This is a genomic window from Pseudomonas sp. Irchel 3E20 (genome assembly GCF_900187645.1).
In the GTDB taxonomy this organism is placed as follows: domain Bacteria; phylum Pseudomonadota; class Gammaproteobacteria; order Pseudomonadales; family Pseudomonadaceae; genus Aquipseudomonas.
Genome location: NZ_FYEE01000009.1, coordinates 17,231 through 30,683 on the forward strand (window position 1 = coordinate 17,231; position 13,453 = coordinate 30,683).

Sequence of the window (13,453 nt, forward strand, 5' to 3'; positions counted from 1 at the left end):
CATTGCCGACCCTGGAACCCAACCTGCCCAACGGCAGGTTTTTACAACGGACGGCCCAAACCGGCGCACAGGCTGGTGTTGCCCAGGCGCAGCGGGCTGGCAGCCTTGTAGAACGTGTCGTGGACGGCTTGCTGCCAAGTGCTGGACAGCGGGATGAAGGAGTGATCGACCACAGCGGCATTGTTCAAACCGGTGTAGTGACGGTTGAGGAAGTTGCGGATGCGGGTGTTATCGCCGCTGTCTTTGTAGCACTGGCTGAACACCAGGTTGGTGGTGCCGACGATGGGATAACCGGCAGATGGGTTGGCAAACGTCGGTACCCAGTCCAGTGGGTTGGCGACGTTTTTGGAGGTGTCCAGCGTAGGCGGCAGAACGGTGTCCAGGGTGGTCTGCACGTTGGCCTGGCTAGGCAGCAGGCCGTTGATGGAGGCAACAGCCTGGGCGTTGTCGTAGTCGGCGTAGTCCGGGCTGACGTAGCCGATGGAACCGTTGTTGGCCACGATCGCGGCGGCAACGCCGTCACTGCCGGTCACGCCGATGTAGGTCGAGCCCACAGGTGCGCCGGTGGCTGGGTTAAAGCCCACGGCGGTGCTGAAGTTGTTGCTGGCGCCAGGCACCGACACCGGTTTTACCGCTTTGAGGTGAGTGGTGAAGATCTCGGTGGTACCGCTGTTTTCGGTGCGGTAGATCACTTTGATCGGCAGGTTTGGACCGGCGGTGCCGTTGAAGGTCACTTGGTTCCAGTTGGTGGTTTTACCGGCGAAGATATCGGCCAGTTGAGCGCTGGTCAGGTTCAGCGAAGTCTTGCCGTCCAGGTGAAAAGGCACGGTGACCGAGGTAGCAGCGGTAGGCACTTGGATCAGCGCGCCGAAGCTTGCTTTGCCCAGGGTGGCGTGAGCGTCATACGCAGTCAGTTCGGCGGCGCTGACCAGCGAATCGCTACCGGCGTAATCGACGGTGATACCAGGAGCCAACTTGATTTTGGCGGAGTCGTTACCGAAGAAGGCTTTTTTGCCGTCGCCGCTGCCCACACCCTTGTACGCTTCAAAGCCAGGGATCGAGGACGCCAGGATGCCGGTGCCGGCGGTGGTGCCATAGAGTTTTTCCGGCAGGGTGGCACCGCCACCGACAACAGCGGCCATGGATTGGGCCGAGGCCAGTGCAGCAACAGCCAGGGAGGCCGCGATCAGAGTGCGCTTAAACATGAAGATTCTCCTTTCGTCGTGTTCATACGTTGAGTGAGTTGTTCTTGCATGACGCCATATGGCGCTCGGGCTCCGGGGCTGTGGTGCAGGTGTTCCGGTCGAGGCCATGGGTTAGAAGTTCGCAGCTCGCGGTGACAGATAAAGGAAAAAACCACGGGAGGAAGGCGCTGTTTTCGAGGTTTTTTTCACGGGTGTGCAGGGTGGTTTGCGAGGCTCTGGCGCGGGGTGTGAGGGTGTTTGTGCGACGTGCCGGGCTACAGGCCTGGGCCGCTGGTGAGGGCTTGGCGCGACATGAAGCAATGATGAACCCGAGGTTGAACGGGCTAATGCTGGGGAGTGCGGGCGCGCAAGGCATCGGCAATCGGCATGTAGCAAGCAGGCTTGCCTGCGCTGGGGTGCGTAGCGCCAACGGCCACTGCGTGCCCGAGCGCGGGCGCGCCCGCTTGCTACAGAGCGGGTGGGCGGGAGGGTGCATTCACTGCACCAACTGATTGATCTCGATGATCGGCAACAGCACCGCCATGACAATCACCAGCACCACCGCGCCCATGATGACGATCATCAGCGGTTCGAGCAGTGCGGTCATGCCCATGGCGCGGCGTTCGATGTCGCGGGACAGGGTTTGTGCGGCGCGTTCGAGCATGGGCGGCAGGCAGCCGGTTTTTTCGCCGCTGGCGATCAGGTGAATCAGTACCGGCGGGAAGACTTTTTCCACCCGCAGGGCCGAGGCCAGGTTGACCCCTTCGCGCACTTTGGCGGTGGCGTCGCTGACACTCTGGCTCAGGCAGTCGTTGGACAACGTCTGGCGCGCCGCTTCCAGGGCCCGTAACAGCGGCACCCCGGCGCCGCCGAGGATCGCCAGGGTGGACGCGAAGCGCGCAGTGTTCAGGCCCAGCACGAAGCGCCCGATCAGCGGCAGGCCCAGCACGCGGCGGTGCCAGGCCAGGCGGGCGTGGGGGTTGCGCAGGTACAGGCGCCAGCTCCACACCGCCGCCGCCAACACGCCAAAACACAACCAGCCCCAGGCGCGGATAAAGTCGCTGGCGTTGAGCATCACCAGGGTCAGCCCCGGCAGGTCCTGGCGGGCCTGGGAGAAGGCGCTGACCACCTGCGGCACCACGTAGCTGAGCAAAAAAATCACGATGGCCACCGACACCAGCCCCACCACACCGGGGTAGATGAACGCGGTGAGGATTTTGCCGCGCAGGTTGTTACGCTCCTCGATGTAGTCGGCCAGGCGTTCCATGACCTGGGCCAGGTCGCCCGACTCCTCCCCCGCCGCGATCAGCGCCCGGTAGATGTCGGGGAAGTCCCGGGGCCGCGCCGCCAGGGCTTCGGCCAGGCGCATGCCGCCGCGCACATCGGCGCGCACGGCGCTGAGGGTCTGGGCGATGTGCTTGCGCTCAGCCTGCTCCACGGTGGCGCTCAACGCCGCTTCCAGGGGTAGGCTGGCGCCCAGCAGGCTCGCCAGTTGCCGGGTGGCCCAGGCCAGGTCGTTGTCCGAGAGCTTGGCGCCAAACAACCCGGCGCCGCTGCTGGGCTGGCTGTCCAGTTGCACCTGCAGGGCAATCAGGCCACGGCTGCGCAAGGCGGCCAGGGCCGCGCCCTGGCTGTCGGCTTCCAGGTGCCCGGTCTCAAGGTTGCCCTGGGCGTCGGCGGCTTCAAAACGGTAGCGATTCATCAGGTGTCCCGTGTCACGCGCAGGATTTCTTCAGGGGCGGTGGCGCCACTGCGCACCCAGCGTTCACCGTCCTCGCGCAGGCTGAACATTCCCGCCACCCGCGCGGCGGCGCGCAGGGCCTGTTCGCCGGCGCCTTGGTGGATCAGGGTGCGGATGTCGTCGTCGATGCAGAACAACTCGTGGATGCCCGTGCGCCCGCTGTAGCCCGTGTGGTTGCACGCCGCGCAGCCCACCGGGCGCCAGGTGCCGGGTGCGCTGGGGTCCTCTTGCTTGCATTGGTTGCACAGGCGCCGCACCAGGCGCTGGGCGAGCACGCCGAGCATGGACGAGGCCAACAGGAACGGCTCCACCCCCATGTCGATCAGGCGATTGACCGCCGATACCGCATCGTTGGTGTGCAGCGTCGCCAGCACCAGGTGCCCGGTGAGGGAGGCCTGCACGGCGATTTGCGCCGTCTCCAGGTCGCGGATTTCGCCGATCATGATGATGTCTGGGTCCTGGCGCAGGATGGCGCGCAGGGCCAGGGCGAAGGTCATGTCGATCTTGGCGTTGACCTGGATCTGGCTGATGCCCGGCAGGTCGTATTCCACCGGGTCTTCGACGGTGAGGATGTTGCTGGTGCTGGCGTCCAGGCGCGCCAGGGCGGCGTAGAGGCTGGTGGTCTTGCCGCTGCCGGTGGGGCCGGTGACGAGCACAATGCCGTGGGGCTGGCGGATCAGGCCATCGAGTTTGCCCAGTACCTGGGCGTCCATGCCCAGGGTTTCCAGTTGCAGGCGCCCGGCCTGTTTGTCCAGCAGGCGCATCACCACCCGCTCGCCATGGCCGGTGGGCACGGTGGACACACGAATGTCGATGGGCCGCCCGGCCACGCGCAGGGCGATGCGGCCATCCTGGGGCAAGCGTTTTTCGGCGATGTCCAGTTGCGCCATGATCTTGATCCGCGACACCAGCGCGCCGTGCAATGCCTTGCGCGGCGAAACCACGTCGCGCAGGGTGCCGTCGACGCGGTAGCGCACCACCGAGTGGGTTTCGTAGGGCTCGATATGGATGTCGCTGGCCTCGTCCCGCGCGGCTTGGCTGAGCAAGGCGTTAATCATACGGATCACCGGGGCACCGTCCTGGGTGTCGAGCAGGTCGGTGATTTCCGGGATGTCCTGCATCAGGCGGTCGAGGTCCACCTCGTTCTCGGCCGCGCCTACCACTGCCGCGGCGCTGCCAGTGTCGGCATAGGCGCTGGCGAGCAGGCCGTCGAGTTCGTCGTCGCGCACCCGCACCAGCCGCGCCGGGCCGAACTGACGCCGCGCTTCGCCGATGCTCCAGCCCGGTGTGGACGGGCAAATGGTCAACACCGCGCCCTGCTCGTCTGCCCCCAGCAGGATGCGTTGGGCCTTGGCCCAGGCGTAGGGTAAGGCGCTCATCTCGCGGCCCTCGTCAGGGTTGGCGTAGCAAGCGGGGCGGTCATGGGGCAGGCACCGCGCGCAGGGTTGCCCGCACCGGGGTGGCGGGCGGTACGCCTTGGGCGGCGTTGGGCAGTTGCGGGGCTTGCATGTCGGGCATGGCCCAGCTGCGTTCCGGTTGCAGGCCGCCCTGGGCGCGGCGCATGAAGTCGTAGCGGTTGAGGGTGATACCGCGCCCCGCCGCGCTGTCGCGGATGATGTAGGGCCGCAGGAAGACCATCAGGTTGGTTTTGTTGATGGCGCGTTTTTCGTTGCGAAACAGTGCGCCAATGCCCGGCAGGGTGCCCAGCCATGGCACGGCGTCGTTGCTCTGGCTGTAGCCGTCCTGGAGCAGGCCGCCGAGGACCATGATCTGGCCGTCGTCCAACAGGATGCTGGTGTCGATCGCCCGTTTGTTGGTGACCGTGCCGCTGGAGGCGGCGGTGGCCCGTTCATCGACGCTGCTGACTTCCTGGTAGATGTCGAGCTTGACCGTACCGCCCTCGGAAATCTGCGGGCGCACGTTGAGCTTGAGCCCCACTTCTTCGCGCTGCACGGTTTGAAACGGGTTGTTGCTGGTGCCGCCACCCCCGGTCACGTAGCTGCCGGTGACGAAGGGGATGGTCTGGCCGACGAAGATGCTCGCCGCTTCGTTGTCCAGGGTCAGCAGGTTGGGCGTAGACAGCACGTTGCTGCCGCCCTTGGCCTTGAGGGCGTGGGCCAGCACCTTGAGGTCCAATACCTTGCCCACGCCGGGGATGTCCACAGTGCCGTTGACCAACCCCAGGCTCAGGCCGCCGGGTAGCACGTCGAGGCTGGTCTTGCCGCCGGTATTGATGCCGCTGCCGCCCAGGTTGGCACCGCCGATCACGCCTTTGCCGCCCAGGTTGCCGGTTTGCCATTGCACGCCGAATTCGCTGGCGTCGTCTTCGTTGACTTCCACGATCAGGCTTTCGATCACCACTTGGGCGCGGCGCTGGTCGAGCAGGTCGATGACTTCGCGCAGGTTGCGGTACAGCGGGTCGGGGGCGGAGATCAGCAAGGTGTTGGTGGTGGCGTCGGCCTGGATGGTCACGCCGCCGGCGGTGAACGCCACGCTCTGCTCATTGGCCGTCGCCCCGCCACTGCTGCCCGGTGCGCTGGCGCCCTGGGCATAGCCGCTGCTGGCCGGGGTGCCCGCGGGCGGTGGGCTGCTGCCGTTCTGGCCGCCACTCTGGCTGGCGCCGGTGGTGGCGCCCATGGCGCCGAGCTTGGCCCGGGCATCGTCGCTCAGGCCGCTGTCGCTTTCGCCGGTGAGCAAGCCGCGCAGGGCCTGGGCCAGTTTGCCGGCCTGGGCGTTGCGCAGGTACACCACGTGCAGGTTGCTGGGGTTGCTCTGGGCGTTGTCCAGTTTGTACACCAGGTTGCGCGCCAACTCGGTGCGCTCCGGGCTGCCGGCGCGAATGATGATGGCGTTGGAACGCGGGTCGCCGAGCACGGTGATTTTTTGGGTCGGGTCGTTACCCTGGCCTTCGAGCAACTCGGAGACCATGGCGGCGATATCGACTGCGATGCCGTTCTGCACCGCCACCACATCGGTGTCGATGGCGCTGGGAGTGTCGATGCCGTCGATGATGCGCGCCACCCGCTCGAGGTTTTCTGCGTAATCGGTGATGACCACCGTGTTATTGCCCGGGTAGGCGTTGATCGGGTTGTTGGGCGAGACGATGGGGCGCAGCACCGGGATCAGGTTCACCGCGTTTTCGTATTGCAGGCGGAAGGTGCGGGTCAGCATGCCGTTACCGGCCGGTTGGTCGGCGCTGTAGAGCGGCCCGCCCAGCAATTTGGCGTCGGCCTCGGGCACCACTTGGGCGACGCCGCCGACCTCCACCACGCTAAAGCCCTGCATGCGCAGCGCCGCCAGCAGCATGTCGTAGGCCTGGCGCGCCGGCACCTGGCCCTCGGACACCAGGGTCAGGTTGCCCTTGACCCGTGGGTCCACCAGAAACTGCTGGCCGGTGGAACGGGACAAGGCGCGCACCACGGCTTGGATATCGGCCTCGACGAAATTGAGCTGCACCGGTTGCTCGCCCAACGGGTTGCGCGCCGGAGCCGGGGCGTTGCTGGCCGCGCGGCTGCGCCTGGGTTGGCTGATGGGGTGCTGCACCCGGGGCTTGGGCGCCAGGTCCGACTGGTTGCGCAAACGGTCGGCCAGGGCGTCGCCGCTGCGCTGGGTATTGGCCAGGGGCCGGCCCAGTTCGCTGTCCACCAGCAAGGGCGGTTGCGGCGTGGGCGGGTTGCTGCTGCATGCGGCCAGCGCCAAGAGGAACACGGGCGCGACCTTGCGGTACTGACGGCGCAAAACTGACTGCTTCATGAAGCTTCCTTAGCGCCAGGCGCCTGATCCATGCGTACGGTTCCGGACAATGTGCTGCGCGTGTCATCGAGCGCCGCGCCGCGCTGCAAGCGGGCCTCGATGACGTTCAGGGACAGTTGCCGGGGGTTGCCCAGCAGCCAGCCGACCAGCGCATCGGCGGGGGCTTTGTCGAACGTCAGTTGCCAGGCCGGGTTCCCAGAGTCGGGCGGCTGGAGTTGGTAGTGCTCGCCCAGGCCGCTGGCGTGCAGGGACTGGCGCAGTTGTTGTTCCAGGCCCGGGCCGGCGCCCTGCCCCAGGTCGCCGAGCAAGGCGTCCAGGGCTTCGGCCTGGGCGCGCACCTTGGGGGTTTCGGCCTGCCAGTAGGCGAGTTTTGCCAGGGCCGGCCCGATCAGCACGCTCCAAACCAGCAGCGCCGCGAGGGCCAGGGCAGCACCGGCCAGCAGGCGCTTTTCGCGCAGCGCCAGGGCCCGCCAGAACGCCTCGGCGCGGGCCGTGAGGTGGCGCAGGCGCGCCTGGGGTGCAGCGAAGGAAACCTTACTCATCGTCCACTTCCTTGGGGCCGTCGGGGGTTGGGGCGGCGGCCATGGGGCGCAGGGTCCAGCCGGCGTCGCTGGCACTGGCCTGAATGCCCGCCTCGGCCAGGGTGGCCTGCCAGGCGTGGTCGGCGGGTTTACGGCTGTCAGCCAGCAGGGTCAGTTGCAACTCGCCATTCTCGAACACCAGCTCTTGCACGCTGGCGGCGATAAACGGCATGGCCGTGGCGGCGTGTTGGATCAACGGGGTGAAACCGGCCTCGCCCGCCACGCCGCTCTGCCGCGCGGCGAGTTGCTGGCGGGCCTGCTGCAAGGGGTTGAGGATCACCGGTAATTCGGGAAAGGCCTGCTTGACCCGCTGGTGGATCTGCGCCTTGAGCTGTTGGCCCCGGGCGGCTTCGCGGGCGGCGTAGAGGTTCAAGCCCAGCGCCCACACCGCCACCGCCAGGGCGCAACAGGCCAACGCCTTGCCCCACCCTTGGGCCGCGTGCCCACGGCCCAGCACCCCGGCGTGCAAGCCCCAGCCCGGCGCCGGCCCAGCCCAGCGCTGCTGGCTGGGCAAGGGCGCGGGCAGGCCTGCGGGGGCAGCGTCCCCCAGCCACTGCACGTCGGGGCCGGCGAGGGTCAGCAGGTCGGCGTCAGCCGCCTCGGGGTACACCTCGGCGTGCAGCAGGCTGTGGCGCAGCAGCAGGTAGCCGTCCCAGCGGCACGCCACCGAGGCGCCGCTGGCCACTGTCGGCAAGGCGTAGGCCGCCGGGAAAAGGCCGCGCAACGTCAGCCCACACTGGCGCAACAGGGCCCCGAGCCGCGCCAACGCATCACGGGGCAGCCAGGCCAGGGCCACCCGGCCGTGATCGTCGCGGCGGCCATGGGCAATGAACATTTGCTGCGGCGCGCCGAGGATCAGCCCCGCCACCGCGCACTGCACCGCCGCCGTGACCTTGGCCGCTGGCAACGGCGGCAGTTCGAGGCTGGCGAGCACGCTGTCCTGCGGGTGCAAGTAGGCCTCCAGCGCGGGCAACTTGGCGCGCTGGCCGAGTTGGGCCAGGGTGCAACGGCCCTCCTCACGCACCTGGCCGTTACGCTCCAGCCAGGCGAAGGTCACTTCGCTGTTGGCCTGCAAATCAGCCAGGGGCGGCAAGGCCATGCGCAACAGGCTCATACCCCCACCCGCGACCAGATCACCCGGGGCATGGCCTCTTCGCTGCGGTACAACAACACGTCGAGGCTGACCCGGCGCCGGTCGCTGCGGGCCTGGCCGCGCAGGCGGAACCACTCGCTGGTAATGCCGACCCGCACGTCGTCGACCACCAGGTGCGGCATGCGCAAGCGGTTGACGAACTCACCCCGGTTGATAAACCACTGGCCGCTGTCGCGCTCTGCGATCAAACCTTGGGCCCGGGCCAGCGACAGCCCCGGCACCACCGCCGCCAGCACCGTGGCGCTGGCGGTGTTGCCATTGACCCAGGTGTTGGCCGGCAGAATCGTCAGGTACGGCGCCAAGCGCGCCAGCAAGGCGTCGTCCACCCCTTCGACACCACGCAGGTCATCGAGGCTGCGCAGCATGCTGTATTGCGCCCGCTCGGGTTTGGCCGGCGCGTTGGGTGAAGTGGCGCGAGCACCTGGACTGACGGGGGCTGCGGGCACCGGCTCACGCTTGGCAACACGGGGATAGGCATTAATGACCCGCTGGCTGATGCGCTGGCCCACCGCCGGGCTGACGCCGAGCAATTGGCACAGGCGCTCGAAGTTCTGCAACTCTTGCGGGTCCGGGCGCTGGTTGGCCATCAAGTTGCGCAGGTTGAACTTGCCCTGCTCGTCCTGCAATTGCCCGGCGAAAGGGCCAGCGCCCTGTTGCAACACGATGGGCCTGGCCCAGGGCTGGTCGAGGCGGGTCGCCGCTTCCTGGAGGCGGGCATCGCGCAGCACCTGGCGGCTCAGCTCCACCGCGCCGAGCAGGCGCCAGGTGCCCTGGACCCGTTGTTGTTCGGCCTCAAGGCTGCGGGTGAACAGGGTCTGGCGGTTGAGCATACCGCCGGCGATCACCGCAACCACGGCGGCGATCAGCAAGGCGCTGATGATGGCCATGCCCTGCTGCCCGGCCGGTGCTGGCGTAGGACGCTTCATGGCCGGCCCTACAACTGCCAGGAGCCGATATCGGCATTCACGCCCTCGCCGTCGGGCTGGCCGTCGGCGCCCAGGGAAAAGATGTCCACTTCACCATTAGCGCCGGGGTTGAGGTAGTTGTAAGGGCGGCCCCAGGGGTCATTGGGCAAGCGGTCCAGGTAGGCGCGCCAGTTGCTGTTCTTGGCATCGGCGGGGCGTTCCACCAGCACCTTGAGGCCCTGGCTCATGCTGGGGTAGGTGCCGTGGTCGAGGCGGTAGAGCTTGAGGGCTTGCATCAGGCCGCCGATGTCCTGGCGCGCGGCGGTGGCCCGGGCCTGGTCGGGGCGGTCGAGCACCTTGGGCACCACCATGGCCGCGAGAATCCCGAGGATGACCACGACCACCATGATTTCGATCAGGGTAAAGCCGCGCTGGCGGCGCCCATGGCCCTGGGAGTTGATGCGTGCGATATCCATCTCGACGTTCCTTGGCTTGATTCGATTCGCCGCGAAGTGTTGCAAGAAGATATGTCAGAGGTATTGAAAAACCTCGGGAGGTTCGGTCAGCAAGCGGTCAAGGGCCGGGGCTAGTGTGCAAGGCTCTCCCCTGCCCTGGAATGCCCATGCAGCGCCCTCGCCGGCAAGTTGGCTTTACCCTGATCGAAGTGCTGGTGGCCCTGGCCATTATTGCCGTGGCCATGGCCGCGGCCGTGCGGGTGGCGGGGCTGATGACCCAGAGCAACGGCCTCTTGCGTGACAGATCCATTGCCCTGCTCGCGGCCCAGAGCCGCATGGCCGAACTGCGCCTGCAAGCGCGCCTGCCCAATGGCCTGAGCCGCGTCGATTGCGACCAGGGCCGTTTGCTGCTGCGCTGCGAACAACGCATCGCACCGGCCACCGACCCGCGCTTGTTGAGCATCAACCTCACCGTCCTGGACCGCAGCCGCGAGGCACCGCCACTGGCAAGGCTTGAGACCCTGCTGGTGCGCCCGCTGTAGGTACAACCCGTGGGAGCAACGCTGTGGGCCCTGCTCGCGATAGCGGTATTTCCACCGCGATAAATGCATTGCCTGGGCCGGCCTCATCGCGGGCAGGGCCCGCTCCCACAGGGGAGCCGCGGGCCAGCCAGCATAGGTGATCGACACCAGGTCCTGTGGGAGCGAGCCTGCTCGCGATGCCAGCCAGCACCTTTGCCGCCTCAGGCACCGCTGTCGCGAGCAGGCCCGCCCCCACAGGGGGCGTTTTGAGGTATGTGGATTAGATGACCAACTCCCGCAGTTTGGCCAGTTCTGCCGTCGGCAACGGGATGCCCGCGGCCAGCGACTTGGCCCGGGTGCGGTAGCGGCGGTCGCCCGGCAGGCGTTCCAGGCCCACGGCGTGCATCTGCCGGACCAGTTCGGCGCTGCGCTGGGCGAAGCTGTTGCCGCCGGATTTGCTCGGGTCGATCACGATAACCAACTGCCCGGTCCAGGGCGTTTGCGCACCGGGGTGCTGGGACCAGTCGAACTCGAATGAGAAGTTGCCCCCGGTGAGCGCCGCCGCCAGCAGTTCCACCATCATCGACAGCGCCGAGCCCTTGTGCCCGCCAAACGGCAGCAAGGCGCCGCCATTGAGGATGGCTTTGGGCTCGCAGGTAGGCTGGCCGAGGCTGTCCACGCCCATGCCTGGGGCCAGTAGCTCGCCCTTGCGCGCGGCGATCTGCACGTCGCCATGGGCGATGGCGCTGGTGGCCAGGTCGAACACGATGGGGTCACCCCCTTCGCGGGGGGCGGCGAACGCAATGGGGTTGGTGCCGAACAGCGGCCGCTGGGCGCCGTGGGGCACCACGCACGTCATGCTGTTGACCACACTCAGGGCTACCAGGCCTTCTTCGGCGAACGGCTCGACATCCGGCCACAACGCCGCGAAATGGTGGGAATTACGAATCGCCAGCACCGCGATCCCGGCGCTGCGCGCCTTCTCCACCAACAGCGCGCGTGCTGCGGCCAGGGCCGGTTGGGCGAAGCCATTGGCGGCGTCCACGCGCACGAAGCCCGACGCCACGTCTTCGACCACCGGCAGCGCTTGGCCATCGACCCAGCCGCTGGCCAGGGACGACAGGTAACCGGCGATGCGGAAAACGCCATGGCTGTGGGAACCGTCGCGCTCGGCGCGGGCACAGTTGTCGGCCAGCACCTGGGCCACGGCCGGCGAGGTGCCGTGGCCCAGGAAGATGCGTTGCAGCAAGTGGCTCAGCTCGGCCAGGCTGAGGTGGGCCGTATCGGGGGATGAAGGCATTCTGAGGCTCCGGTGCATTGTTATTGGAAGTGGGCTACAGCGGTTCGACTATCCAGTCATGCCAGTTAGCTGTCAAATATTGACTTAATGACAGAAAACATTCACCTTCTGCCTCAAGTGCTGAATAACAACAGGAAGCAGCCTTGAGCCAGCCTATCAAACAACGCCTTGAAAGCAGCTTGTCGACCGCCGCCGCGTCGGGCCGGGCGATTGCCAGCTACATGCTGGCCAACCTCTATGAGCTGCCGTTCCAGACCTCGGCCGATATCGCCGCCAAACTGGGCGTGAGCGAATCCACGGTCGGGCGCTTTTGCCGCTCCATCGGCTACCGCCACTTCAAAGCGCTGAAAAACGACCTTAAGGCCGACCTGGGCGAAGGCCCGTGGCTGGTGGGCGATCGCCTGCAAGAATTCCGCCAGCAGGCGAACAACAGCCCCCAGGGCCTGCCGCGCAGCTTCGAGCTGGAAGTCGGCGCCCTGGTCAAAGTCTACGAATACAGCCTGACCCCGGCCTGGCAAGTGGTCAGCCAACGCCTGGCCACGCGGCCCAAGGTGTTTGTCGCCGGGTTCCAGACCGAACGCGGCATCGCCGCCTCCATGGTGCACTTACTGCAATACCTGCGCGACGGCGTGCAGCAGGTGGACGGCTGCGCGGGCAATTTCGCCGACGTGCTGCTCAGCGTGCCCCAGGAATGTGCCCTGGTGGTGTTCGACGCCCGCCGCTACTCGCGCCACGCCCTGACCCTGTGCCGCAAGGCCCGCGAGGCCGGGATCGCGGTGACGCTGGTCACCGACACTTTCTGCGACTGGGCCGAGCAGAACGCCGACGAGGTGTTTCGCGTGCCCACCGAGTTCAACCTGTTCTGGGAATCCACCGCCACCATGCTTTCGCTGGTGCACCTGATGGTCAATGAGGTGTGCAAGCAACTGGGCCCGGACGTGGAGAAACGCCTGGAAGCCACCGCCGCCCTGCATAACGAGTTCGTTGGCTACACATCGTCACCCGCTCAAAAACAATAATCGAGGTGCTACATGAAAAACGTCGTCCGCTTTGCAAGTGCTTGCGCATTGGTCGTGGCCGGTCTGTCGACCGCCCAGGCCGAAGTCCTGAAAATCGCCACCGAAGGCGCCTACCCACCGTTCAACTACGTGGACTCCGACAACAAACTGCACGGCTTTGACGTGGATATCGCCAACGCCCTGTGCGAGCGCATGAAGGTCGAGTGCACCATCGTCGCCCAGGACTGGGAAGGCATCATCCCGGCGCTGATTGCCAAGAAATACGACGCGGTGGTTGCCTCGATGATCGCCACCGAGGAGCGTAAACAGAAAATCGCCTTCACCAACCACTACTACCGCACGCCGTTGTCGGTGGCCGTGGCCAAGGACTCGGACATCACCGACGCCCAGACCCAGTTCAAGGGCCGCACCGTGGGCGCCCAAGCGTCTTCGACCCAAGCCATCTACGCCGAAGACGTCTACGACAAGGCCGGCGCCGACGTGAAGCTGTACCCGACCCTGGACGAAGCCAACAGTGACCTGGCGGCTGGCCGTGTGGACGGGGTGATCGCCGACAAGTTCCCGCTGCTGGCCTGGGTCGAAACCGCCGGCAAGGACTGCTGCAAGATCCTCGGCGACGTCGCGGGCACCACCGCCGACGCTTCCATCGCCGTGCGCCAGGGTGACGATGCCCTGCGCGAACGCCTGAACAAGGCCCTGGACGAAATCGTCGCCGACGGCACCTACAAGAAAATCTCCAGCCGCTATTTCGCGTTCGATATCTACTGATCGAGACCACGATCACCTGTGGGAGCGGGCTTGCCCGCGATGAGGCCGCTAGCCCCCGGCGCTGAGTGCCAGG

General features: G+C 66.7%; 12 protein-coding genes. 3 read left to right on the top strand and 9 right to left on the bottom strand.

Annotated elements, in window-relative coordinates:
• Nucleotides 1-41: 41 nt before the first annotated feature.
• The 8 genes from CKW13_RS16755 to gspG form a co-directional block, all read right to left on the bottom strand.
• Nucleotides 42-1,205: a substrate-binding domain-containing protein gene (locus tag CKW13_RS16755; RefSeq protein WP_095109710.1), complete on the bottom strand. Its 1,164-nt coding sequence runs from the start codon at nt 1,203-1,205 to the stop codon at nt 42-44.
• A 475-nt stretch (nt 1,206-1,680) separates the two neighbouring features.
• Entirely contained in the window at nt 1,681-2,886 is a 1,206-nt protein-coding gene (gene gspF / locus CKW13_RS16760; protein ID WP_095109711.1) for a type II secretion system inner membrane protein GspF, read from the bottom strand.
• A complete protein-coding gene (gspE, locus tag CKW13_RS16765; RefSeq protein WP_095109712.1) occupies nt 2,886-4,304 on the bottom strand; it encodes a type II secretion system ATPase GspE in 1,419 nt (472 codons plus the stop codon). Before gspE ends, gspF begins: the two co-directional genes overlap by 1 nt.
• Nucleotides 4,305-4,344: 40 nt before the next feature.
• Nucleotides 4,345-6,678 carry a type II secretion system secretin GspD gene (gspD, locus tag CKW13_RS16770; RefSeq protein ID WP_095109713.1) on the bottom strand — a complete coding sequence of 778 codons (2,334 nt, stop codon included), beginning with the start codon at nt 6,676-6,678 and terminating at the stop codon, nt 4,345-4,347.
• Nucleotides 6,675-7,220 carry a type II secretion system protein GspM gene (gene gspM, locus CKW13_RS16775; RefSeq protein ID WP_095109714.1) on the bottom strand — a complete coding sequence of 182 codons (546 nt, stop codon included), beginning with the start codon at nt 7,218-7,220 and terminating at the stop codon, nt 6,675-6,677. The genes gspD and gspM overlap by 4 nt, the downstream gene beginning before the upstream one ends.
• Nucleotides 7,213-8,373, bottom strand: a complete 1,161-nt coding sequence (gene gspL, locus CKW13_RS16780; protein ID WP_095109715.1) for a type II secretion system protein GspL — start codon at nt 8,371-8,373, stop codon at nt 7,213-7,215. The genes gspM and gspL overlap by 8 nt, the downstream gene beginning before the upstream one ends.
• Nucleotides 8,370-9,338 (bottom strand): type II secretion system minor pseudopilin GspK, encoded by a 969-nt coding sequence (gene gspK, locus CKW13_RS16785; RefSeq protein ID WP_095109716.1) that lies wholly within the window; start codon nt 9,336-9,338, stop codon nt 8,370-8,372. The genes gspL and gspK overlap by 4 nt, the downstream gene beginning before the upstream one ends.
• An 8-nt stretch (nt 9,339-9,346) precedes the next feature.
• On the bottom strand, nt 9,347-9,793 hold the full coding sequence (gene gspG, locus CKW13_RS16790; RefSeq protein WP_095109717.1) for a type II secretion system major pseudopilin GspG: 447 nt from the start codon (nt 9,791-9,793) through the stop codon (nt 9,347-9,349).
• Nucleotides 9,794-9,939: 146 nt separating this feature from the next.
• Here gspG and gspI point away from each other — a divergent pair, with 146 nt between their 5' ends.
• Nucleotides 9,940-10,314, top strand: coding sequence for a type II secretion system minor pseudopilin GspI (gene gspI, locus CKW13_RS16795; protein ID WP_095109718.1), 375 nt, complete (start codon nt 9,940-9,942; stop codon nt 10,312-10,314).
• Between the two features lie 259 nt (nt 10,315-10,573).
• Here gspI and CKW13_RS16800 read toward each other — a convergent pair whose 3' ends face one another.
• Entirely contained in the window at nt 10,574-11,593 is a 1,020-nt protein-coding gene (locus CKW13_RS16800) for an Ldh family oxidoreductase (protein WP_095109719.1), read from the bottom strand.
• A gap of 143 nt (nt 11,594-11,736) precedes the next feature.
• On the opposite strand from CKW13_RS16800, the gene CKW13_RS16805 reads away from it, so the two are divergent.
• Together CKW13_RS16805 and CKW13_RS16810 are read left to right on the top strand one after the other, a co-directional pair.
• Nucleotides 11,737-12,612, top strand: a complete 876-nt coding sequence (locus CKW13_RS16805; protein ID WP_095109720.1) for a MurR/RpiR family transcriptional regulator — start codon at nt 11,737-11,739, stop codon at nt 12,610-12,612.
• Between the two features lie 12 nt (nt 12,613-12,624).
• Nucleotides 12,625-13,380, top strand: a complete 756-nt coding sequence (locus CKW13_RS16810) for a transporter substrate-binding domain-containing protein (RefSeq protein ID WP_095109721.1) — start codon at nt 12,625-12,627, stop codon at nt 13,378-13,380.
• Nucleotides 13,381-13,453 lie beyond the last annotated feature (73 nt).